The following is a 20,928-nucleotide window of genomic DNA, read 5'->3' on the forward strand; positions in this document are numbered from 1 at the left end:
GGCGTGCCCGTCGAATAAGTGGGTACGATGCGGCTGTCCGCAGCGGGTGCCGGTATGACAGCCGTGGACGGCTGCTGATGCACGACGGCAGAGGCTTTTGGTGCGGCATTCACTGTAGTCAGGGGGGCAGTTTTGGTTTTGACGGCTGTAGGAGTAATGACGGTGTGATTCTGCTGTGCCGTTGTGTGTGCAGCAGCTGCGGTTCCCCCTGAAGTTAAAGAGGCCGGCTTTTGTGAAGAGGACGGTAAATTGCCTGAGGTTACTGACGACTGACTCTGCTGCAGTACCGGCGAAGGTACGCTGAGGCTCTGAGGTTCAAGCCCTGAGGGCGTGACCACGTCGCCGGTGAAAGGGTTTCTGGCAAGCCCGGATGCAGGTGTCGAAACTGATACGGCTTTAGTCTGCTCAACCGGGGCTGTATAAGACTTAGATACCGGGGTGCTGACCGCAGGGCGAATGGCCGGAAGGCTGACAGCGGGCGCTGAAAAACTGCGGTACTGGTCACGGAGCTCGAAGCAGACCTCACGGTTTACTTCGTCCACTTTCAGACGCCAGGCGGGACCCGCGACAACCTGAAGCGCTTCGATGAGCTTCAGCGGGCCGATGGTGCGCTGAACGGCGGGCAGCGGGCGGCTCAGGAGTTCGGAAAACGCAGCGCTCTTTGCTGAACACAGTGAATAACCTGATTCCAGGAGCAGATACCTGAATCCCTCGCCGACCGTGCTGATCAACTGCGCCGGCATAGTGATATCGACAACCTGATTCAGCGGGTCCAGTTGCGCATCGGCAGGGCGGGTGCTGACAAGGGTATAGCGATCGTAGCGCACCACCTCAGGCGAGCGGTTGCGGTAGATATCATCAAACCGGGCCGGTGTGCGGCTGCGGGAATACACCGATGCGGTGTCTGTCGCGGCTGCATTCACACAGCCTGCCAGCATCACAGTACAGGCAATGATGCCGGCACGTTTAGCGGCCTGTCCGGAAGGTACTGCCATCAGGTTCCACCCCAGGAATAGTCTTAATCAGGACTGCTATTCTGGCTGTGGTGTAATTACGGGCAATGCTAAACTCTGTCTGGCTGTTAAAGAAAAAAATGAATAGGGTCGATAAACCATTAGCTACATGGGTAACTGGTTACTAACTCAAATGAGAGAGGGACTTTAAATGAAGAAACTAGTGGTTGCAGCACTCCTCTTAGCTTCAATGGCTACATGTGAGGCCATTGCTGAAGGAAATAAAGTGGCTGTAAGTGATCTAAAGCTTAGTCAGACTTCAGGAGGCGTTTATGAGATTGATGGCATTGGAAAGAATGTTTCCGGAAAGAATTTGGCAAACATCTTTGTGCGCTTTAATCTTCTAAAAGACGGTGTAGTAATCGGTGAGGCTATCAGTGGAGCAAACAACATTGAGCCTGGCCAAAAATTTACTATCAGCGCTCCATTCTACAGTGCCAAATTCAAGCCTGATGACTTTAAAGTTACGGAAATTGACGCTCATTAAAAAATTTTAAGTTCTCATCTGACAAACTAAATGCCGTTTCTGTTAGTTATAAAAACGCCAGCTAATAGCTGGCGTTTAAGTTGTTATATCATCATGCAACATGGTGAGGACTGTGCGTAACGTCTCCCCGACCAGCCAGCAGGCCATCCACTGAAATATCTTCATCCAGTGTATCCCAGTGTATGCCTCGCTTACTCAGCTCAAAGTCGTTTCTGTCATGTTCTGATGCGTTGAGAAGTTTTGGAAACCACACAAGTGGCACTCCCATCGTTCTGCCATCGCTCAGCTCAACCCACATGGTGCTTTCGTCGAACTTTACCGTTTTAGCTGAAATAGTCATTCCAGGCCTCCACAAAAAGCGTCTGGTTATCTTTAACCAGCTTTGTTAACTCTCTGAGCGTTCTGGAATCAAATCCATCATTAATGCTCAGCCGGACTTCACCCTGCGTCCAGAATTTAGCTTCACCCTCTGCACTGCGAACATGAATATGAGCAGGTTCGAGGGGGTTACCTTCGTTTGAATAAAAGAAAAATTTGAATCCGCGTACTCTGAGTATAACGGGCATAAACGTTTTACCCTGTGCATGGCTCGATTATGGTGAATAAAAAAGCGCCAGTCAAACTGGCGCTCCTGAGGGTATAACTTAATGAATCCTTTACGAAATTGCGTAAATGGCCTTACGACAGACGCCGTAACCGTGTCCGAGGAACGGTATGTCATCGTCAAAGTCCATTGGCGGCTCGTTCGCCGGATTACTCGGAGCCGTCTGTTGTGCCTGAGAAGGCTGAGGCTGTTGTGGCTGACCCCATGCGTTCTGCTGGCCTGACGGCCTATTGTTTCCACTGGTGTTGGTGCTGCTTTTAGCCCCGCCCAGCATCTGCATCGTTCCGTTTACATCAACCACGATTTCGGTCGTATAGCGTTTAGTACCTTCGCTATCCTGCCATTCCCGTGTTCTGAGTTTGCCTTCGATATAGACCTGTGAACCCTTACGCAGGTATTCACCGGCAATTTCAGCCAGCTTTCCAAACAGAACGACGCGATGCCATTCGGTTTTTTCCCGGTTTTCACCGGTCTGTTTGTCACGCCAGGTTTCTGAAGTGGCAACCGAAAGGCTTGTCACTGCAGTACTGTTTGGCATGTAACGAACTTCGGGGTCCTGACCGAGGTTGCCGACCAGGATAACTTTGTTGACGCCGCGTGCGGACATAATGAATTCCTCTTAAAAATGGGGTTGAGAGGAACACACCCGCCGGGATGTGTTCCGGCGGTGTGTCCGTGACGCTTAGAAAGATTCCGGATCGTAAGCCTTTTGAGTGGCCGGACCGGTTTCTGGCGTCTGGGAAGCGTTAGGAGCCTTGTAAACAACGTCCTGCCCCTTTTTGATGAACTCAACCTTTATCAGGCGGGCCTTCAGTGAGGGGCGGGATTCACCGGCATGATCACCGCTTTGCAGGGTAAACACGTCGGCTTTCAGGCCACTGAGTACAAATCCAATTAGGACTTTTTCCTCTTCATCAACGGCTTTCTGGCAGCGGTTGATGAGGGAGGTCGCTTCTTTACCCGATACAGTAATGTCGAAGCGGGTATAGGATGCACTGTCAGTTGGTCCGGTCAGGGCATTGATAACGGCGCAGGTAAATTCACCTTTTTGCCCCTCAAGACGACGAATCGAACTGAGGTAGCCGATACCACTGACGTTGAGGTTAAAGTACTCTTTCTGGTTGTTGCCGGTAGTGGCAGAGCCAGCAGAAGCAGTGTTGTTTGAAGCTGGGGTATTAGCAGTTGCAGTCATGATGTTATCTCCGGAGTAAAACGAAACAGGGCGCGGAGAAACATCAGTCCCGTGCGGGAGAGTGTTTCCCGCAGGGGGTCAGCAGATAACTGCCGACAGGCTGTATTGGTGAAGAGGACCTTAACCTGGTATACAGGTCCCTGTTTGCAAAGGTTAACAGGTTTGAACCGCCCGAAAGCGCCATCTCTCAGGTTATGATGGCATTGGCATGTGATTACCCGAAGGCGTCCCTCTCAAATCACCGGAACATTGGCAGTTGTCGGAAGGACAACGTTTAGCCTCTTTATCTTTCACGTACACGCGGCGCTTGTCAATCTGGCCACGTATAAAAATTCATCAGTGCGCAGATAATAAAAAGCGGCACCTCACGGCACCGCCATTGGGGTCTGCACCATCGACCTTTTGTTAACCTGCCTGAGGCAGTTGCTCCGCTGGCGTGTTCAGCTCCCGGCACGGGTTTCACGGAGTTTTCGTGCCTTGACACCTCCCGCACAGGTAGTAGGGGGCGACCAGACTGTACTCCGGCAACACATGCATTAGATGCTGACGGAGCCCGCAGTCACGGGGTGCGGCTTCAGAGCCGGCGTCACAATAACAAAGGCGCTACCTGCCCGCAATCGGATAAGACGGGTTAATTCTTTTTTGTTTTTGACGACTTAGCGCGGGCCGGGCTTTTACGCCTGCCTGAATCCAGACTGATGATGCCTTTACACTCCGGATAGCGCGTGCAGCTGCGAAATTCACCTTTAGGACTCCTGCGCAGGACGGTTTTGCTGCCGCAGAGCGGGCACGGAGGCGAAGGCGGCACCCGGATGCTGATGCGCTGCTGCATCCCCTGGCTGACCAGCGTCGAGGTCCAGGCGGTCTGACGCTGCAGAAAGTCGTTCAGGTTCATACGGCCTGCAGCCACTTCATCAAGGGCCTGCTCCCAGAGCGCAGTCATACCCGGGTCGGTCAGCTGCGGTGGCAGGGCATCGATGACGTCCGCCCCCAGGTCTGTTGCCAGCAGTTTGCTGCCTTTGAGTGTGATGAAACGGCGGCTGAGTAGCTGCTCGATGATGCCGGCACGCGTTGCTTCAGTGCCGAGCCCGGCGTTTTCTTTGAGGATTTTACGCAGCTGAATGTCCGCGACATACGCAGCGGCGTTCATCATGGCACCAATCAGCGTGTCAAAGCTGTAATGCGCAGGCGGCTGGGTCATCAGTTGCTTAACCTCTTCGCCGGTAACGCCGCACTGTGCCCCTTTGCTGAGCGGTGGCAGCGCACCTGCGTTTTCGTCCTCAGCAGCGTTCTTATCTTCTTCGTCCTTAGTAAACAGCACTTTCCAGCCCTTTAAGACTTCAGTGCGGCCAGTTGTGCGGAACAGCTGGCCACCGATATCAAAGGAAATACGCGTCGCATCCGACTCGCAGAGCGGCAGGAACTGGGCCAGGTAGTTTCGGCGGATAAGCAGGTAGACCTGGCGCTCTGTCTCAGTCAGGGTGGACAGCTGAACGGCATTGCGTGTGGGGATAATGCCGTGGTGCGCCGTGATTTTTTTATCGTTCCAGATGCGGGAAACAAACCCTCTGTCCAGCTGTGAAAGCAGGGATGCGAACTCAGGTGAGGGGTCAGTCCGCGCCATGGCATCAAACACGTCCGGGATTTCTTCCCGCATTGATTCCGGCAGCCAGCCGCAGTCTGTGCGGGGATAGGTCGTGGCCTTGTGCTTTTCATACAGGCTCTGAGCAGTGTCCAGCACCTGCTGTGGCGACATATTCCACATCTTGCCGCAGGCCCGCTGCAGCGTTCCCAGTGAAAAAGCCAGCGGGGCGGCCTCTTTCTCGCGTTTCGTTTCGTACTCCGTCACCGTAGCGACACCCGCCTGACGGCAGAGCTGCGCCACCTGCTGAGCAATATTCTGGTGAATACAGCGCTTTTCCTCATCCGCATAGACGGCGGCAGGCACCCATGATGCCTGAAAACTGACACCTGAGGCGCTGAGCGTTGCCTTAACCTGCCAGTAGGGCTTCGGCACGAAATCGACTATCTCACGGTCCCGACGAACAACCAGTGCCAGCGTGGGCGTCTGTACCCGACCGACTGAGACCACGCCCTCAAAACCTGCTTCGGCCGCCCGGAGGGTATACAGCCGGGACAGGTTCATGCCGACCAGCCAGTCCGCGCGTGAACGACCCAGCCCGGCATGGTACATCCCGACCGAAGCCTGTCCCGGACGCAGGTCGCTCAGAGCAGCCCGGACGCTGAGCTCGTCCAGGGCCGAGAACCACAGGCGCAGAATTTTCCCCTCCCAGCCGCAGTAGTCCAGCAGTTCGCGGGCGATGACTTCACCTTCGCGATCGGCGTCGGTGGCAATCACCACTTCATCTGCCAACCTGAGCAGTTTCTCAATGACTTTGAACTGATCCTGCGTGTCCTTTTTAACGACAACCTGCCACGCTGAAGGGAGGATTGGCAGCGCAGACAGCGACCAGGGCTTGCCGTACTGCTGGCCATAGACCTCTGGGGGCGCGGTCTCCAGCAGATGGCCTACCGCCCAGGTTACCGTCACGCCGTTTCCCGTTATAAAACCGTCACCGCGTCGGGTCGCGCCTAGTACGGCGGCGAGGTCACGCCCCTGAGAAGGCTTTTCGCACAAGAATAACCGCATCACCGGCCCCCGCTATTGACCGGCTTTATAACGCAGGCGCAGAAGATTCACGCTGGCCTCGTTAATTGGCGGAGAAAATGCCGAGCGTTTGTCACCGAGCAGAACAGCGCGATCAGGTTCACCGGCCGCCTCGCACGCAAAGCGCCATCTCTCATTATCTTCAGCTGCGTCAAGACGGGTTGCGCCTACTTTGCGATAGCGTAAAACAGAGCCATAAATTTCTCTAAGCAGACGGCTTCCGCTGCCCAGCATGTCATAACGTTGACTGCGGGAGATGACACCATAATGGGCGGCCTGCAAAACCCTTTTTGCATACTGATCAAAACCCATCAGTAAAAATACGCACCGGTAACCGAGGGGGGTGCCACTGAATACCGTCAGATCCAGCGTTTCAGCTGCGTGTGCATCCGTAATACTGACACCCGCAGGCACGAAACTCATCTGCTTATCCAGGGAGGCGATAAGTTCATTCATCTGCTGACTGGCATGCTCAATCTTTTCTTCAAGGCTCAGCATGGCCATATCAGCCCATGGTTCGTTTTGCTGAGAATCGCGATTGATCTGTGTGGCACGATGAAGGAACTGCGGCATCCCCATAATCGGCTGCTTTCCCTTTTTACCGTCTTCACGCTTCTCCGCTTTGCGGCCTTCCCATAAACCAATCGCATAATTAGTGTGCAGTTCAATTCGTAGTTCAGACTGAAGCGCACCGGCCCTGTTTTTCTTCTCTGCCATCGTAAATACCTGCATTCAGTTAAGATGAATCGGCATCATCCTGAAAGCGCAGTTTTAACAACAGCCTGAAACTCATAATCCCGTTCGCCTAATTACAGTCTGTTTAATTTTTGACCTTGTTGCGCCCCGCAACAAGGCTGTTTTTTAACCAGTTACAGGTTGGTCAGGCTTGGCCCGCTATTAGCATTACCTTGCTGGTTGTTTTTTAATCTTGTTGCGCCCCGCAACAAGGTTGTTTTTCATACAATGTTATTATGGTGCTTTGGTAAACTGCTGCCTGATAGCGGCAATGGCAGCGACAACCTGTTCAGCCGATGCCCGGTTCTCAGGCAGCACCGCTGCAGCGATGGACGAGGCGGAATACTGTGCAGGCCTGTCTGCAGCATCGCTGACAGGCCCCGATCCTCCTTGGAATGCGTGTGTGCCCGGGACATCAGACTGCCGGAATTCGCCCTTTCTGGCGCGTTTCATCATGGCAAACATCCAGCCGGCAGGATTCGCCAGGCGGCCTTTGCGCAGCTGCGCCTGCAGCAGGCCGCTCAGCCCGGTTGCTACCGAGACCGGCAGCGCACAAAACTGCTCGCTGACCATCTGACGGTCTTCACCGTTCAGGCTGGCCAGAAAGCTCTCTGGCAGAACTGGCCGGTCAGCAACGTACGTTTCTTTAATCACACTCTGTGTGAAAGAACGTACGTTACGGTTCGAATTTCGAACTCTGTTGTAAGTCACTGATTTATTACTTAGTTCTGATTCCGTACTCAGTGATTTTCGACCCGGCGCATGACTGAGTTCGGATTCCGAACTCAGTGTTTCAGGCGATTTTTCAGCAGTTTTCTGACTGAGTTCGTTTTTCGAACCCGGTTGTTCCGCGCCGTTTTTACGCATCATGGCCAGCGGCGTTGACGGAGCATTCAGGCGACTTTCAATCAGCGCCAGGCGGCTGTGGCGGTGGCGCATGCCGCTGTCCTGCAGAATGTCGTTGACGATGGCCAGCGCCGTCATGCGCACGGACTTGTTCTTACTCTGGCAGCTCTGCTCAACCAGCGTGAGCCAGCCCGGGTCGAAGGTCTCCGCATCACGGTAGCCCAGCGGCTCATCATGCTGGGCATAGATGTTGCCGCGAACCCGGCCGCCCTCGTCGCGCACCTTTTTGCACAGGCTTATCCAGCCCGTGAGCCGCAGCATCAGCAGCGTGCGGCTCACGGTTTCCCGCGAGGCCCTGTCGGAATGCGCCGAGGCCAGCTGCGCCTGCAGCTCGTCATAGGTCGGAAACACCGCTCCCTCATTCTGCTGGGCATAGAGGCGTATCATCACCCAGGCGGTTTTATCGAGCGGCGACAGGCGCGTGTCGAGAAATAAACGGCGGGGAAATGCGTCGTGGACGTTGCCCATAAACAGCAGGCCGCTCCGTTCCTGACCGGCATCGCCGCTCACCGCCCTGCGCCCAAGACTTTTTTCCATGCGGGACAGCGTGTGCGCCACTATACTGTCGGCGGGTATGTTCATTTTTTGTTCCCCTTTTTAGCCTGAGACAGCACAGTGCCGGGATAAACCCGGCACTGTGTGGTCTTCGCTGGTCGTCCGTTACCGGCGTATTTCACGGTTATACGTCTCATGATCCATTAGCCACCACTGACGGCCTCCGTCCTTGCTGAGCATCCGCCAGTTGGGGCCGACGTCAATTTTGAGGTAGCCGTTGAGGGCAAGCCGCCGGAACACTTTTTTACCGCTGCTGACCGCCAGGAACAACTGCTGAGCCCGGCGGCGCACAGACGGGGAGACCTGCTGACGCCGAGTAAAGTCGCTTAATCTCATCAGGTCTCCTTACGCAGCAAAGGTAAAGAGGCAATCCGCTGTGATGCCTCCCGGCACCACTGGCAGACCTTCGTCCACACGGCGGTCAGCGACAGGCCGTGAAGCTCTGCGGCCAGCATCATCGCCTCCAGCGCCTTGTGCGAGTCCGGCGACTCAAGACCGGCGTTTTTCCACTCGTCCCACAGGAGCGCATCCTGCTCCTCGGTCAGAGACTGCGTCCGGCCCTGACGGCTCTCGATACCCATCAGCCGGCGACGGCTGCTCACGTCGGAGGGTGACATGCCAAAGTATTTGTCCATCAGCTCCATAGAGCCGCCGAGCTCAAGGGCGCGGTCGATCATCAGCATACGGGCCTGCTCGTTGCGGGCCTGGTTGAGTATCAGCCAGAAGTTCTCGTGGTTGAATTTGACGTCCAGGACGGATACCTTCGACTGACCGATATAGTGCAGCTCGTCAAGGCTTAGGCCACTGAGCGCCCGGATTTCCTCAACCGACAGGCCCAGCGATTCGCAGCGGCGTATATTGCCGCTCTTGAGGTCCATCAGCAGCGAGCTAAGAATGCTGGCTGTCGCGCCGGGAAGGTTTTGCTGGTTCACAGACCACCTCCCGTACTGACCTGGCTGGTCAGCTGGATTGCATCAAAGAGCCAGCCCGACAGGCAGGCCCCCAATAAGAGTGTGTTAATCATTGCGCGTGTCTCCTGCCGTAAGCTGCTTATTAGCCTGCGCCCCTGCCAGGCCGTGACTGAGTTCGGCCTGACGGCCCGCAAACCATCCCGCCGTGCGTGCCGACATGTCGCCGCGACAACTTTTCGCCTCGCGCGTGACAAGCGTGGAGAAAGCCTGTCCCGAATGCCGCTGCGCCAGCCAGCGCTGCAGCACCTGATTCTCACCGTCAGGCGTACTGAAAGACTGCAGAACCTGCCAGACGCCGGAGACCCAGCCTTCACGGAACTGATCGGCACGGCCGCGCAGCGTACTCTTCTTAATACGCTGCCTGCGGTAAGTAGACATATGGCTGTCGGTTGCTGCCCGCAGCTTGCGCTGCAGGACGGTATAGATGTAGAGGGCCAGCTCGGGCCGCTCGCCGAAGCCGTAAAAATGAAGTGACCGGCGTATCATGCGCAATCCGCCCGGATTCACATAGCCGTACCAGCCAAACCAGCTCCGGCAGCCCGTGGCCATGCACACCACCGTGGCCAGCGAGTGCATCCAGGCGGGCACTTTCTCGGCGTTGCTGGTCAGTTGTTCGCAGACCGATTCACCTATCTCATTCAGCGTGATCTCTTCGTCATTCAGGCCGTGACGGCGCATAAGCCGCTGGGCCAGCGCAACCGCACGGGCGGCTTCATGGTCGTTGCTGTTCTGCGTCCCCAGCGCCATCAGGCGACGAATGCGCCGGGTGAGTTTTGACTTATCTGCCATGATGAGCCCTCATGTTACCGCCCGCCATGTGGCGGCTCTTTTTCTCCTTAAAGTCCTGACAGCCTGCGCAAAGTTTCGCGCCCGGCATCGCACGCTGACGGCCTGTGGGAATGTCTGCACCGCAGCACTCACAGAAATCATTTGACGGCTCATCAGAACGCAACTGCGAGCGGGCGGCATCAATGCCGCGCTGAATGAATAAGGCCGTGCAGGCCTGTGCCATTTCGTCGTTCAAATCATCAGACATTTTCTCCCCCTTTTGCGGCAAGGCGCTGCAGCTCTCGCAGGCGGCGAATGATGCGGATAAGGCGCATCATTTTGACCACCATGACGTCGTCAAATACCGGCGTATCAGCCGGTTCCTGTGAACCAAAAAAATTCAGACAGAACATGAACATGTTGCACTGATGATTGGGCAGACGGCCGGATAGGCCCGCAAGGAACAGGCTGAACTCGCGACTGCCGCCGGATACGGAAAAACCCGCAGACTCAGGGCTTTTGTCCTCACTGATGTCGCTTACACAGCCCATCCCCTCGGCAATTTCGTAGGCCAGCCGGTAGGCCATATCCTGAAGATGCTCAACATCATCCTGCATAGCCGGGATTAGCCAGATGTCGCTGACGGGTTCAAGGCCGGTTTCGGCAAAGCTCACTGACCCGGTGGATACCGGTGCCGTGTCGTCATGCTCGCTGAACGCAGAAACAAGAGAATGGCTGCCTGAAGAAACCAGATCGGCGCCGTGCTCACTGTTTGTGCTAACGGCATCACCGGTAATAACAGGACGGCCACCAAACAGATCATTCTGGATTTCACTTCTGGGCAGGCTGCCGTCGCTGATGCCAGTGCTGTCAGGAAGCACTGTAAGGCCAACTGGCTCAGGAGCCGGTTCGGGGCGGGTTGAACCCGTGAGGGTGCCTGAGCGCAGGCCGGTGACGGGCGTGACGGCGGTCGGGTCATCCGGCAGAACGGTGACAGGGGGAGCCTTCCCGCCGGAGCCTTCTGACAGGCGAGTGAGCGTCAGCGGCGGCATGGTCGGCGGCTCCCCAAACTGCTCACGGCGTTTCTGTTCTTTAGGATCGAGCTCAATCAGCCAGCGGTCATAGTTGAGACTGGGGTGTGGCAGAGCCTTCATCAGTTGCCCGATAAACTCATCCCTGAAAACTTCGAGGGAATAACTGTCCGGCTCATCAAATACGCGGCAGGTTTCTCCAAAAACTTCATCGAGAGTAACTCTGGGGTTGACGTCGCCGCAGAAAGATTTCCAGACTTTAAAAGCGGATGAACGCAGGCTGAGCAGAGGCATAACCTGCCCCCGACTCATACCGCTTTCAAGCATTCGTGGCATGTAGGGGTAGAGATAATCAAGCGTGTCTTCCATTCGACTAATGCTTGAACTGTCGATTGGATATCCCTCTCTCCCCAGAATATCTGAAAGCTCACGTAATGTTACGCTACGTGAAAGCTGTTCCTCGTATATAACCCGCGCTTTATGTACGCCTAAGGCTTTATCTATGTATGTAAGGTCACCCCTGACCTCATTCTCAGCAAGATGACCTACCAGGCATTTAAGCCGACCCGGCCAGGGTTTAAAGATGGTGTGAACACGATAAAAGCGATCATCCCCCGTCTCTTGCCAGAGTTCACACAGTATTTGATAGCGGGTATTCCCCCCATCGCTGAATATATAGACTCCATCACCGTCCGGATCTAATGTGACTTTAGGTACAGAGTCCAGACCACGCGCGCGTATCGAAGCCTTTATATCCTCGTAACGAGGATTTTTTGCATTTCGGGGGTTGTCTGGATTAGGCCTGAGCTGATCAAGTGTCAGCACCATGGCCATTTCGCTGATCGGTACGTGAGGCGAGGCTGCATTTTCACTCTGCTGTACAGGCGATTTACCCCGCTGTAGCATCGCAGTGCCCAGGTTCAGGTTGCGCACGTTACTCATACAGACCTCCTGGCTTCAACCTGGAGATTTTCAAAGCGGGTGTATCTGCCCTCAAAGCGTAAACGCAGGGTGCCCGTAGGCCCCTGACGCTGCTTGCCGATGATGAGCTCTACCAGTCCTTTGTCCGGTGAATTTGCGTTGTAAACTTCGTCACGGTAAACAAAGATAATGACATCAGCATCCTGCTCAAGAGCACCCGAATCACGCAGGTCGCCATTGTTAGGCCTCTTATCGGCCCGGCTTTCCAGTGCACGGTTCAACTGGGAAAGTGCTACCACCGGGCAGGCCATCTCTTTCGCCAGCGCTTTGAGGGAGCGTGATATCTCGGCAATTTCCTGGGTACGATTTTCTTGGTCCGGACAGCGCATGAGCTGAAGGTAGTCGAGGCCAATGATGTCAGGTTTACCGTAGCGGCGGGCATTACGTCGCGCACGAACGCGAAGCATGGACGGCGTCAGATCACTGGTGTCATCAATGAGCAGACGCTCTTTAATATCTTCTGAGAGTAATTTAAAGACATTCGATACGCGGGCCCAGTCCTCTTCGTCCATCATTCCGCTTTTCATACGGGTCAGGTCAACATTGCCAAGCGACGAGACCATGCGCATCAGAATTTGCTCTTTAGGCTGCTCCAGGCTGTAAAACTGGCCGTTGGATTCAGTATTTTTCATCATCGAATTCATGATGATATTAATAAGGAACGCAGTCTTTCCCATGGAGGGGCGTGCGGCTACAAGAACAAGGTCACCAGGCTGAAGACCGCTTGTGAAAGCGTCCAGCTCGTCGAAACCCGTCGGCGTGCCGGTGATGCCGTCAGGAGTCTGGCAGCGTCGTTCAAGCTCAGCCGCCAGTTTTTCCAGTCCGTCTATGATGGTCACGCCCTGCTGCGGTTCGGCCCGCTCTGCCAGCTGCGTGATTTTCCGCTCGGCCATTTCCATCGCGGCGGGGATGTCAGCGCCCGGTGCGGAGGCTGACGCATGTATCTCACTACCGATAGCTGCCAGCTGGCGCCCGCGACTGTACCGGGCCACAATGTCGCAGTAGTGTGCGATGTTGGCCACGCTCGGGGTATTTTTGGCAAGCTCAGCCAGGTAAGCAAAGCCGCCCAATTGCTGAAGCGAGTCCTTGCCCCGGCTTTCGATGCTCTCGGTCAGCGTCAGCAAGTCAATCGGCCTGCCTGCCGCCACAAGATGCGACATAGCATTGAATATTTCCCTGTGAGCCTTATGGTAGAAATCATCAGGCCCAACACGCATCACAACCTCATCCCAGCAGTCATTGTCCAGCATCAGGCCGCCAATGACGCTCTGTTCCGCGTCCAGTGCAAAGAGGCCCGGTATATTTCTGCGGTTATCAGACATGACACTCTCCGCTGACAGCAAAGGCGTCAAAGCGCTCTTTAAACTCGGGAAACAGTTCGCTCGCAAGCTTGTGCATAGAATCAAATGCTGAATCGCTGACGCGGGACGTTTTGCTCTCAAGACGGTGAACAGGGAGTCCGCTGGCATGGCCTTGCTCATAGACGGTGAGATCGTAAATGCGCGTCTGCAGCATAGATATGGCTATTTCATCGGCATGAGCGCTGTACTCTCTGCTGTTGATGATGGCTTCGGCCTGCTCAAAGGTTGTTTTTGCAAGACTGGTATATTTCATGCAATTAACAAGCATGCGCACAGTCGGCAGTCTGATCCCGAATGCGGAGTAGGAACGCAGGTCCTCCATCAGCGCGACCGTGCCGCGTAAAAACTCCCTTACATCCGGCAGAACTGGCTTGACCATGCCGATCATTTCGCCCGTCGAAGCCAGTATAATCAGCTCCAGCATCACTGATTTAGCTCCCTGAGAATCAATCAGAATCACGTCATAGCTTTTAAACAAAGGAGCTGAGAGCGCATTGCGCAGACGTACACGGCCATCTGGCACATTAAGCATGTGGGTCGGGAGAAGATTACGGGGATCGTTCGATGCAATGAGATGAAGGTTATCGATGGAGGTACGGGAGATTATGTTATCAGCCACTGACAGGTCTGCATTCTGCATTAGCAGTTCATACAATCCGCAGGGGGCTTCATAAGTCAGGGGAAATATACTGCTGGCCGTTGGCTGGGCGTGATCGCCATCAATGATGAGAACCTTAAGACCGGCATCAGCCAAAAATCCACCAAGATTAGCAGTTTGGGTGGATTTACCTTCACCGCCCTTTGTCGAGACGACAGGAATAACTTTAACCCTAGAAGGGTTTGCGCAACTTATTGATTTTGAATGCATATAATCTTACCTGTTGTGAAACAGGTTCGATTTAACATATAGATAACATATGGCCGCGAAATTTAACATTACAACACGGGGATTGAAAATCCCCGTGTCCCTGGTTCGATTCCGGGTTCGGGCACCACAAATTTGAAACCCTCGCTTCGGCGGGGGTTTTTGCGTTTGGGGGCAAGGCTGTAGTTATCGGGACGGCTAAACGTGCAAAACAGCCTCTTCGTGGCGAGGGACAAGGCGTATGTCGTTTGCCAGCCTGTTACGGCATCTGCCCATAAAAAGGCTGACTGAGCGGTGATAGCACCTCGATCTTCCCTATGTCATGCGCTTCGCCGAAAAGTATGCAGTCCGGTAGCAGAGCAGAAAGACCTCTTTTTACCGGAAGCCTGTTATCATCAGCTTAACGGGATCACGTCGCTGACGCCTGCCAGACGCAAGGACTGACATCCAGTTTACTGCTACGGCCTGCTGCCCCATTCGAATTGCGTAAATCAGGCTGTCCAGCCTGGCCCAGGCTAATAATAAACCCCGGCCGGTACCGGGGCGGAGCGAGAGGCTACACGGCTGGCATGATCGGCTGAAGATTCAGATAGGGCAACGCATAGTCAGGTAACAGGTCGATGATCGCTGGCAGGGGGATTTCTGCGATGACGCCTGCTACCACCACCCGTTTTCCACTGTCGGCAAAGCGGTTTTCCGCGCAAAGAAAAGCGTCAGGGAACAGGGTGACGCCAGGGCCAGGCGAGCCAATGAGTTGAGAATCTTCGCTGCGATTAATAAACAGATTAGAGAACACCAGATACTTTGAAACGGTGATGTGTTTCTCTGGCGTATCATAAATGTTACTCCAGTAGCTAATCATTCCATCGTTCAAATAATTATTGAATATAAAGGTATCCTGCATGATGCGCCATTGAACGGCTAAATCGTCGTAGGGACGTGCATCAAATGAGATACTTTTTAGATAGTTACCGGCAAATACGAGGCCTCGGGCATTACGGAATTTCAACTGACCGGACGCATCAGCAGGCCAGCCTGAAAAATAGTTCTCAACAACTTCAACCTGGTCGTAGGCTTTAATATAAACAGCATGATCCCGGACAATATCATTTTCACCGCTGGCTGGATTATACAAGCGGGGAGTCGTGCTACCTGAAAAGAAATTTTTACGGAAAACCCCTTTTTTCAAATTGCTGGTCGAGTACCAACCTGCAACAAAGTGTCCCTGCTCATCATCAAATGTCATTATCCCCCGTGTGCGTAATGCGATAAGCGTCAGCAGCATCGCTTTTGTGGTTGCATCAATCCACGCTTCAGCAACAGAAATGTCCGTTATTGAACCCAGAAAATTTTGCTCGATTATCAGACCGGGCGCATTGCCATAGGTATTTATCGCCACGCCGGGATAACCCCTGCCACGCATAAAAACATTGCCCTTAATCAGGTAAGCCTTTGTTGAGCAGGTTAACTGGGCCACGTTAGTATCGCTCACCGTATTAATAAAAACATTATAGTTAACATTAATGCCGGTTTTTCTTCCGTAAAAATACAGCGTCGCATTCTCAAAGATAATATTCTCTATTGTCAGGTTAGCGACGGTATTGCCATATTGACCGTCACCAAACATGACGGCGCGTTTGTTGTTGATACCGCGAAATACCGTGCCGGTAACATCACCTTTCAGTGAGTTAAACGATTTGAGCTGGATATCCTGCGAGAAAAGGTAGACGCCTGCGGGGAAATAAATGCCTTTTTTCTGTTGCGTGCTGATATTTAATAGCGCAATGAGTTTTTCAGAGAGATCTTCGGATGTATCAGGGTAAATACCCATGTCGGGCGCAAAAATATAGTCATATAACGTATCCATATTCACCTCATTTTTAACGTAAAACCTACTTGATCTGCATGGTGTGTCTGTCCGTATTTAATGTAAATTACGCAGTGTTTCTACTGCATCTTCAGCAAGGGAGGGCCGAATAATGGCAGGTTTGCATGATTGCACGTAATAAAAAACGGGTTTCTGCCTGGGTAGGCAACATTAAGCGTAAGAACATTGAGCGAGATCAAAATGGTTAACAGAGCCGGGATGAGTTAAACAGAATACGGGATAGATTTTACAGTTAAAGCCGATCTGAAATGATTCACAGATCCCTGCCAAATCGCGCAACAGGAAAAAGGCGAACGGGTCGCTGACAAACAGCATATTCAGGCGGAGGAAAGATGTCTCACTGGCCAGGCGAAAAGTCATGGTCTGATAGTTTTAATGCTGCTAAAAAAATACTTCCGATATGGGCTGTTCTTAATAACGCTGAAATAATCTTTGCTCGTATTGGTGAACGCATCCTTATTGTTCTGCCGTTCCATCACTGGAATAAAAACGGTGCGGGTTAATTGTTAGTACGTCCCCCGTAAGTCTTGCTGCTGGGACGCAGCAGAATATGAGGGTTCACAGAGCTTCTTTATCGTGACTGGGTCGTTATTTTTCATTATCGTCAGCTTGCCAGACGGCATAAAGATGATGCCTCATGTGAGTAAGTTAATCTTGTTTACAGTATTAATGCGTCTTTTCTACCGTTCCGTTTTCGGGGTGGCAGACCACACATTGAGCCATTACCGGGTGTTATGAAGACTGTTACATTCTACAGTGGGTGGGGATGAATATTGTTGACAGCAATCGGGGGGTTCTTAGCAAGGTATAAAGAAAGGAAAAATCAGTCAGCTTTCTCAGCCCGACTGATGCTGGGGTTATTGAAGCAAATGAAGCGTTAACAGCCAAACTTCTGCCACCTTGTAAAATCCGTCAGGTGCACAACCCTGTGCACCTGTTCTCCTACTTCACGCGCTTCTGGCTGCGCAGCAGTGCCAGGCCGCTCAGCACCGACATGGCCATCAGGTAATAGCCGGGTGCCAGGCTGGTGCCGGTAGCCGTGATTAACAGCGAACAGATCAGCGGTGCAAATCCGCCAAATACGGTCACTGCGATGTTATAGCTGATCGCCATGCCGCTGGCGCGGGTGCCCATCGGAAACAGATCGGCCATGACCGACGGCACGGTTGAGAAGTAGATCGATTTCAGCAACGCCATCCAGCAGACCAGCGCGACAAGCGTGATGGGCGTGGTGTGACTGACGACCAGCTTAAAGGCGGGATAGATGGTGACGATCAGTAAAATCAGCGATCCCCACATCAACGGAACCCGGCCGATGCGTTCTGCCCACAGACCCATAACCGGCGTCACCACAGTCAGGATCACACCCGCCATTAACGTCGCGGTAAAGGCCACAGAGCCGGGCAGGTGCAGATTGCGCGTGGCATAGGTCGGTACATAGTTGAGCATGTAGTTTACCGCCGTGGAGATGACCATCAGGCCAATCGCCAGCAACATCAGCTCTTTCTGGCGGCCAAACAGGCGTTTAAGTGGAGCAACATCAGGTTGATGTGTGGCAAAGCTGGCAGGTTCATGCACATGGCGGCGGATATAAATTCCCAGTGGGCCAATCAGCAGACCAAAGGCAAAGGGAATGCGCCAGCCCCAGTCCTGAATCTCGCTTTCCGTCAGGATTTTCATTAATCCCAGACCAAACGCGGATGCCATCAGCGTACTGGCCCCCTGAGTGGCAAACTGCCAGCTGGCGATAAAGGCTTTGCGCTCGGGAAAATGCTCCACCAGGAACGCCGTCGAGCTGCCAAATTCGCCGCCGGCAGAAAAACCCTGAACCAGCCGCGCCAGCAGGATAAGTACAGGGGCCATCAACCCAATACTGTCGTAACCCGGCATAAACGTAATCACGGCACCGCCCAGCATCATCAGATTGATGGAGAGCAGTAGCGCCTTTTTGCGACCATGGCGGTCAGCATAGTTGCCCAGCACAATCGCGCCCAACGGCCGGATCAGGAAAGACACACCGAAACTGCCGAACGTGAGCAATATCGACACGGACGGATCGCGGGTCGGGAAAAACGCATGGGCGATATAGCTGGCAAAGAAGCCGTAAACCGCAATATCAAACCACTCCAGCGCATTACCGATGCAGGTGGCAAACAGGGTTTTATGCAGGCTGGGTTTATTCGCGTGCAGAGATGCGGTGGTATTAAGTGTGCTCATGCGGCACCTCCGGCATGGTGACGATGCTTCGCGACCAGTTCGCGGCCTTGTTCGCCCAAATCCCACAGCAGTCGGGTCATGATCTGCAGGCCTTCGCGCGCAATCGACTTCAGCATATGCTCGTTCACGCCGTGCTGACCGCAGGCGGGATAAGAGTGCGGCACCCACAACGTGGGCAGGCCGAGAATGTCGGAGAACACCTCATTAGGCAGTGAACCGCCCAGGTTCGGCAGCAGTGCCGGCGTTTTGCCGCTGGTTTCGGCCATGCTGGCCAGCACCCAGTCGACTAACGGATCGGTGGGATCCAGCCGCGTGGCAGGCGATCCGCGCATAAACTCGACGTTCACGTTGTCAAAGCCGTGCTGTGAAAGGTGTTTCCTGACGTGCTGCGCCAGATTTTCCCAGTCGGTGCCGACCACAAACCGCAGCTGACATACCGCGGTCGCCTCGCCCGGAATGGCGTTCATGGGGCGGGCAGGATTGCCGGTGAGAAAAGACAGCACCTCCAGCGTGTTCCAGCCATACAGGCGTTCTGTGGGGGTAAGTGCCGGTTCGCCCCAGTCCCTGTCAATCTCGGGATCGCCAGGCATGCCGCCGACGTGAATCTGCCGGAGAATATCGCGTACCTGCTGAGTGAGTGAACTGGGTTTCAGCGCCGCCACCTGAAGCACGCCCTGAGCATTCACCAGCGAGGCAATGGCATTGGCCAGTTGCGTGCCGGGGTTACTCAACAGGCCACCCCAGTTGCCGGAGTGATAGGCGTTGTCGCGAGCCGTGATGGTAAGGCGGAAATTGACGGCACCGCGCGAGCCCAGGAACAGGGTCGGCTGCACCGCGTTCAGGCGTGGACCGTCTGAGGCGATAAACAGGTCGGCTTTGAGCAGATCGCCGTGCTGCTGGCACAGCTGTGCCAAACCTGGCGAGCTGATCTCTTCGCCCATCTCGAACAGCAGCTTGCAGTTGAAACCCAGCCTGCCGCCGCGCGCCTGAAACACCTGTTCCAGCGCGGCCAGGTTGACGCAGTGCTGACCTTTGTTATCCGCACTGCCGCGGGCATACCAGCGGTCGTCTTCTTCAACAAGCTCCCAGGGCGTTAACCCTGCGCGCCAGTTTTCGTCATCGCCAAACACCACATCGCCATGACCATAGCTCAGCAGGGTGGGTAGAGCGGGATCTTCAATGCGTACCGCCACCAGAAAGGGACGATGGGCTGCTTCGGTGTTCTCAATAAAGTGCAGAGTAAAGCCCAGCGCGCGCAGCTGCGGCCCAATCTCATTGTGTAAATAGTGATGCAACTCGCCGTCGCGATCCTGACGCTGGCTCTCGGTGCGCTGCGCCACGCGACGCGCCAGAATGCGTTGAAATTCCCCACTGTCGAACCAGGCGGTGGCCTGTTGTATGGCGTTTTGCGCTGTCATGTTTGCGTATCTTTTATGCGTATTATGTTGTCCCATCATTTCCGAAACGCTGCTTTGCCACAATTATCAATTTATCGAGTAAGATTTGCTTTTAAAGCAAAGCTAACCTGCCCGTTTTCGAGGCATGCACCAGCATGAGGCGCGCATGATCAGTAATGAAATCCGCTATTTTCTCGCCGTGGCGAATACGGGCTCGTTAAGTGCGGCGAGCGAACAGTTGTTTATTGCGGTGTCGGCTATCAGCCGTCAGATTCAGCGGCTGGAGACCCAGGTGGGCGTTCCGCTGTTTGAACGTCATGCACGCGGGATGGTGCTGAATGAAGCCGGGGAAATTTTTGCCCATCATGTGCGCAAGAACATGCTGGATATGGACTATGCGCTGGCCGAGATCAAAGGACTGAAAGCCGTGCGGCGCACGCTGATTCGGCTGGCCTGTACCGACGGGCTGGCCTTTACGTTGCTGCCGCGCATGATTGCCGACTTTCGCGAGACGAATCCCGGCATCCTCTTTGACATTAATGTCGCCAGCCCGCAGGGCGTGTCCGAACGAATACGCAGCGGCGAGTGCGACCTGGCGCTGCAGTTCAGTCTCCATGCCGAAACGGGCGTGGAAATTATCGGCTCCTGGCCTGCGCCGGTGTTGTTAGTGATGCATCAGAGCCACCCACTCGCCAGCGCGCCGCAGGTGACATTGCGTGATATCAGTCCCTATCCGCTGGCACTGCCCCAGCAGAATACCACCGTGCGTCAGCTGTTTGAGCTGGCGAGCCATATGAGTGGCAACCTGATTGAGCCGGTGGTGACCTGCGATAATTTCTCTACCTTATTCCAGTTTCTGCTGCGTACGCCGTTGGCGATGACCATCTGTAGTGCCTTCAGCGTGCTACAGGAAGCCGAAGCGCATGGACTGGTGATGCGATCTGTCAACATCGATCAACTGAGCCAGCGCAATCTGCAACTGCAGGTGCCTTCTGGTCGGCCCCGCAGCGCTGCGCTGGAGATGTTTTTAGCGTTTGCGCGGCAGCAGTTAACGGCGCTGGAGGCACTCACGCAGCCCTGAGACGCCGGGTTATAAAGCGGTAGGTTCAGGTAGGGCTTCCCAGACGATAAGAGCGTTTCCGCTCAACGCCCTGCAAGCCCGCCTCTTTGCTCTGCAACGGCCACGATCCCCTGACGGATGACGAAAGCGCCGTGCGTTCACTTGCCTGGGCCGCTTCATTCTTCAGCCGTTTGATTACGTCATGAGGTTACGCACCCGCTGTGAAGGC

Annotated in this window: 21 protein-coding genes and 1 tRNA gene; 4 read left to right on the forward strand and 18 right to left on the reverse strand. The window is 54.4% G+C overall.

Translation table 11 applies throughout. The features are described 5' to 3' along the window. Positions 1–995: PilL N-terminal domain-containing protein (locus RAC65_RS20900; protein ID WP_375097214.1), on the reverse strand; the 995-nt coding region annotated here is incomplete at its 3' end. A 169-nt stretch (positions 996–1,164) separates the two neighbouring features. Between RAC65_RS20900 and RAC65_RS20905 the strand changes: the two genes are divergently transcribed. After that, entirely contained in the window at positions 1,165–1,500 is a 336-nt protein-coding gene (locus tag RAC65_RS20905; RefSeq protein ID WP_375097215.1) for an FxLYD domain-containing protein, read from the forward strand. Positions 1,501–1,591: 91 nt separating this feature from the next. On the opposite strand, the gene RAC65_RS20910 is transcribed toward RAC65_RS20905, so the two are convergent. The 14 genes from RAC65_RS20910 to RAC65_RS20975 form a co-directional block, all read right to left on the reverse strand. After that, positions 1,592–1,840 carry a DUF2442 domain-containing protein gene (locus RAC65_RS20910; RefSeq protein WP_042678053.1) on the reverse strand — a complete coding sequence of 83 codons (249 nt, stop codon included), beginning with the start codon at positions 1,838–1,840 and terminating at the stop codon, positions 1,592–1,594. After that, positions 1,824–2,066, reverse strand: a complete 243-nt coding sequence (locus RAC65_RS20915) for a DUF4160 domain-containing protein (RefSeq protein ID WP_205951035.1) — start codon at positions 2,064–2,066, stop codon at positions 1,824–1,826. The genes RAC65_RS20910 and RAC65_RS20915 overlap by 17 nt, the downstream gene beginning before the upstream one ends. 90 nt (positions 2,067–2,156) lie before the next feature. Beyond that, positions 2,157–2,711, reverse strand: a complete 555-nt coding sequence (locus tag RAC65_RS20920) for a single-stranded DNA-binding protein (protein ID WP_205951659.1) — start codon at positions 2,709–2,711, stop codon at positions 2,157–2,159. Between the two features lie 75 nt (positions 2,712–2,786). Continuing rightward, positions 2,787–3,296 carry an STY4534 family ICE replication protein gene (locus RAC65_RS20925; RefSeq protein WP_375097216.1) on the reverse strand — a complete coding sequence of 170 codons (510 nt, stop codon included), beginning with the start codon at positions 3,294–3,296 and terminating at the stop codon, positions 2,787–2,789. A gap of 631 nt (positions 3,297–3,927) precedes the next feature. Next, entirely contained in the window at positions 3,928–5,946 is a 2,019-nt protein-coding gene (locus tag RAC65_RS20930; protein WP_375097217.1) for a DNA topoisomerase III, read from the reverse strand. 12 nt (positions 5,947–5,958) lie between these two features. Next, positions 5,959–6,681, reverse strand: coding sequence for a PFL_4669 family integrating conjugative element protein (locus RAC65_RS20935; RefSeq protein ID WP_375097218.1), 723 nt, complete (start codon positions 6,679–6,681; stop codon positions 5,959–5,961). Positions 6,682–6,933: 252 nt separating this feature from the next. Further along, positions 6,934–8,187 (reverse strand): STY4528 family pathogenicity island replication protein, encoded by a 1,254-nt coding sequence (locus RAC65_RS20940; RefSeq protein WP_375097219.1) that lies wholly within the window; start codon positions 8,185–8,187, stop codon positions 6,934–6,936. Positions 8,188–8,265: 78 nt separating this feature from the next. Then, positions 8,266–8,496 carry a hypothetical protein gene (locus tag RAC65_RS20945; RefSeq protein WP_375097220.1) on the reverse strand — a complete coding sequence of 77 codons (231 nt, stop codon included), beginning with the start codon at positions 8,494–8,496 and terminating at the stop codon, positions 8,266–8,268. Further along, a complete protein-coding gene (locus RAC65_RS20950) occupies positions 8,496–9,092 on the reverse strand; it encodes a DUF2857 domain-containing protein (RefSeq protein WP_375097221.1) in 597 nt (198 codons plus the stop codon). Before RAC65_RS20950 ends, RAC65_RS20945 begins: the two co-directional genes overlap by 1 nt. An 84-nt stretch (positions 9,093–9,176) precedes the next feature. Then, complete coding sequence (locus RAC65_RS20955; RefSeq protein ID WP_375097222.1) at positions 9,177–9,920, reverse strand: DUF2786 domain-containing protein; 744 nt, start codon at positions 9,918–9,920, stop codon at positions 9,177–9,179. After that, positions 9,910–10,167 carry a TraR/DksA C4-type zinc finger protein gene (locus RAC65_RS20960; RefSeq protein ID WP_375097223.1) on the reverse strand — a complete coding sequence of 86 codons (258 nt, stop codon included), beginning with the start codon at positions 10,165–10,167 and terminating at the stop codon, positions 9,910–9,912. Before RAC65_RS20960 ends, RAC65_RS20955 begins: the two co-directional genes overlap by 11 nt. Further along, a complete protein-coding gene (locus tag RAC65_RS20965) occupies positions 10,160–11,872 on the reverse strand; it encodes a ParB family protein (protein ID WP_375097224.1) in 1,713 nt (570 codons plus the stop codon). Before RAC65_RS20965 ends, RAC65_RS20960 begins: the two co-directional genes overlap by 8 nt. Continuing rightward, the gene (dnaB-PI, locus tag RAC65_RS20970; RefSeq protein ID WP_375097225.1) at positions 11,869–13,233 is read right to left on the reverse strand and encodes an SPI-7-type island replicative DNA helicase; all 1,365 of its coding nucleotides are present in this window, start codon (positions 13,231–13,233) and stop codon (positions 11,869–11,871) included. Before dnaB-PI ends, RAC65_RS20965 begins: the two co-directional genes overlap by 4 nt. Continuing rightward, positions 13,226–14,140 (reverse strand): ParA family protein, encoded by a 915-nt coding sequence (locus tag RAC65_RS20975; RefSeq protein WP_205952514.1) that lies wholly within the window; start codon positions 14,138–14,140, stop codon positions 13,226–13,228. The genes dnaB-PI and RAC65_RS20975 overlap by 8 nt, the downstream gene beginning before the upstream one ends. A gap of 52 nt (positions 14,141–14,192) precedes the next feature. On the opposite strand from RAC65_RS20975, the gene RAC65_RS20980 reads away from it, so the two are divergent. Further along, positions 14,193–14,267: transfer RNA gene (locus tag RAC65_RS20980), tRNA-OTHER, on the forward strand. A 426-nt stretch (positions 14,268–14,693) separates the two neighbouring features. On the opposite strand, the gene RAC65_RS20985 is transcribed toward RAC65_RS20980, so the two are convergent. Next, positions 14,694–16,004 (reverse strand): glycosyl hydrolase family 28-related protein, encoded by a 1,311-nt coding sequence (locus RAC65_RS20985; RefSeq protein WP_058702243.1) that lies wholly within the window; start codon positions 16,002–16,004, stop codon positions 14,694–14,696. A 353-nt stretch (positions 16,005–16,357) separates the two neighbouring features. Here RAC65_RS20985 and RAC65_RS20990 point away from each other — a divergent pair, with 353 nt between their 5' ends. Continuing rightward, on the forward strand, positions 16,358–16,528 hold the full coding sequence (locus RAC65_RS20990) for a hypothetical protein (protein ID WP_193750316.1): 171 nt from the start codon (positions 16,358–16,360) through the stop codon (positions 16,526–16,528). A 439-nt stretch (positions 16,529–16,967) separates the two neighbouring features. Here the strand turns inward: RAC65_RS20990 and RAC65_RS20995 are convergent, their stop codons facing one another. Both RAC65_RS20995 and RAC65_RS21000 read right to left on the reverse strand, forming a co-directional pair. Continuing rightward, entirely contained in the window at positions 16,968–18,242 is a 1,275-nt protein-coding gene (locus tag RAC65_RS20995) for an MFS transporter (RefSeq protein ID WP_058702242.1), read from the reverse strand. Continuing rightward, positions 18,239–19,660 carry a M20 family metallopeptidase gene (locus tag RAC65_RS21000; RefSeq protein WP_058702241.1) on the reverse strand — a complete coding sequence of 474 codons (1,422 nt, stop codon included), beginning with the start codon at positions 19,658–19,660 and terminating at the stop codon, positions 18,239–18,241. Before RAC65_RS21000 ends, RAC65_RS20995 begins: the two co-directional genes overlap by 4 nt. Before the next feature lie 145 nt (positions 19,661–19,805). On the opposite strand from RAC65_RS21000, the gene RAC65_RS21005 reads away from it, so the two are divergent. After that, positions 19,806–20,720 carry a LysR family transcriptional regulator gene (locus RAC65_RS21005; protein ID WP_058702259.1) on the forward strand — a complete coding sequence of 305 codons (915 nt, stop codon included), beginning with the start codon at positions 19,806–19,808 and terminating at the stop codon, positions 20,718–20,720. The last annotated feature ends 208 nt before the right edge of the window (positions 20,721–20,928 follow it).

The organism is Pantoea sp. BS_8, from assembly GCF_041954965.1.
GTDB classification, from domain to species: domain Bacteria; phylum Pseudomonadota; class Gammaproteobacteria; order Enterobacterales; family Enterobacteriaceae; genus Pantoea; species Pantoea stewartii.